The 2,285-nt window shown below is 74.6% G+C and carries 2 protein-coding genes; both read left to right on the top strand.

The genetic code is table 11. The annotated features are described in order from the left end of the window. On the top strand, positions 1–1,208 hold a 1,208-nt coding region (locus AB0D66_RS34465; protein WP_362311086.1), incomplete at its 5' end, for an amidase family protein. 71 nt (positions 1,209–1,279) lie between these two features. Beyond that, on the top strand, positions 1,280–2,152 hold the full coding sequence (locus AB0D66_RS34460) for an FkbM family methyltransferase (RefSeq protein WP_362311085.1): 873 nt from the start codon (positions 1,280–1,282) through the stop codon (positions 2,150–2,152). Positions 2,153–2,285 lie beyond the last annotated feature (133 nt).

Genomic DNA, 2,285 nt, shown 5'->3' with positions numbered 1-2,285 from the left:
CCGGCGTGCCGTTCTCGGTGAAGGAGACCACCCCCGTCGAAGGCGTGCCGACCACGTTCGGCGTCGAGCGCTTCCGCTCCCTGGTGGCGGCCGCCGACGCCCCGCCCGTGGCCCGCCTGCGCGCGGCCGGCGCCATCCCCATCGGGCACGCCAACATGCCCACCCTGGTGCTGGCCGGCATGCACACGCGCAGCGAACTGTTCGGCGACACGGTCAACCCGTGGGACAGCGCCCGCACTCCGGGCGGCACCAGCGGCGGCGACGCGGTGGCCGTCGCCACCGGCATGGCCGCCCTCGGGCTCGGCAACGACTCCGGCGGCTCGATCCGCGTCCCGGCCCAGTTCTGCGGCGTCGCCGGACTGAAACCGACGCCCGGGCGCTTCCCCGCCGACCACCGCGTCCTCGGCCCCGACGACCCCGGCCCCGCCTCCCAGCTGCTGGTGACCGACGGCCCGCTGGCCCGGACCGTCGGCGACCTGAGGCTGGCCTACGAGGCGCTGGCCGGCACGGACCCCCGCGACCCCCGGGCCCTCCCGGTACCCCCCTACGGCCCGCCGCTCCCCTCACCCGTGAAGGTAGCGGTGGTCGCGGACCCCGGCGGACACGGCGTCCACCCCGCCGTCCGGCGCGCCGTCGAGGACGCGGCCGCCGCCCTGCGCGACGCCGGCTACGAGGTGTGCGAGGTCGCGGACGTACCGAGGCTGGACGAGGCCCTCGAGGCGTACGGCCGGATCACCGTCACCGAGTTCGCCCCCACCTGGCCGATGGTGCGGCCCCTGCTCGGCGAGGGCGGGGACCGCTACATCGAGATGGCCATGGAGCAGACCCCGCCGGCCGACGCGGCCGGGCTCGTGAAGCTGATGGGCACCTGGATGAACATCCGCCGCTCATGGGCCGGATTCCTCGACGCGTACCCGCTGCTGCTCGGCCCGTCGTTCACCGAGCCGCCGGTGGAACCCGGACTGGAGTCGCGCGACAGGGCGGGACGCGACCGCGTGGCCTCGGCCATGCGGCTGTGCACGGCGACCAGCTTCGTGGGCGTACCGGCGGTGGCCGTACCCACCGGCCTGGCCGACGGCCTCCCCTGCGGAGTGCAGATCGTCGGACGCGCCTTCCGCGAGGACCTGTGCCTGGACGCCGCCCAGGCCGTCGAGGACCGCCTCGGAGTCCTGACCCCGGTCAGCCCGCGCGGGCCCCGGAGCGCCTGAGCGGCGATCGGCTCCGGTTGCGGGAAGCTGCCCCGGGGGACCCCGCTCCGCTCGACCTCCGGAGATCGTCCATGACCGTCAACGCCCCAGCCGCTGCCGCTTCCCCGCTGCTCGACCTGGTCCGGCCGGCCCGGCCGACGCACGTCGTCGACGTCGGGGCCAATCCGATCGACGGGGATCCGCCGTACCGGGACATGCTGGCGGCCGGCCTGTGCAGGGTGACGGGGTTCGAGCCGCAGCCCGAGGCCCTCGACGAGCTGCGGCGCCGCAAGGGCCCGTACGAGACCTACCTGCCCGACGCCCTCGGGGACGGCGCCGCCCACACCCTGTACGTCGCCGCCAGTTCCGGGATGACCGGCATCTTCCGCCCGGACCCGAACAGGCTGGCGCTCTTCAACGGCTTCGGCGAGTGGGGCCGGGTCCGGGAGGAGGTCCAGGTCTCCACCCGGCGGCTGGACGACGTCGAAGCGGTCGGCGCCTTCGACCTGCTGAAGATCGACATCCAGGGAGCCGAGCTGATGGTCTTCCAGGGCGGCCGCCGGAAGCTCGCCGAGGCCGTGGCCGTGCACACCGAGGTCTCCTTCGTCCCGCTGTACGAGGACCAGCCCGTGTTCGGCGACGTGGACCGGGAGCTGCGCGGCCAGGGCTTCATCCCGCACGCCTTCGCGGCGGTCAAGCGCTGGCCGATCGCCCCCGTGGTCTTCGGGGGCGACTTCCGGCAGGCCCGCCACCAGCTCCTCGAGGCCGACGTGGTCTACGTACGCGACTTCGGACGCCCCGAGTCCATGACCGACGAGCAGCTGGGGCAGCTGGCCCTGGTCGCCCACCACGTCTACGGCTCGACCGACCTGGCCTACCACTGCCTCAGGCAGCTGAGTCTGCGGAACGCCGCCGCCCCCGACGCCCCGGACCGCTTCCTGGCCCTGCTGGCCGGATCCGGGTGATCGGCCCGGGGACCGCGCGGACCGGCGGATGTGTATCGGGCGGGTATCAGGGAGCGCTGGGTTGCCCATCGGATCCGTCCCGCGGCTGCGACGCGGCCGCCGCCCCCTCCGCCTGGCATATCGTTCCTCACAG

This window comes from Streptomyces sp. NPDC048270, assembly GCF_040652335.1.
Classification (GTDB): Bacteria; Actinomycetota; Actinomycetes; order Streptomycetales; family Streptomycetaceae; genus Streptomyces.
The sequence above is the reverse complement of the archived record's forward strand: the minus strand, read 5'-3'. Positions and strand labels throughout refer to the sequence as shown.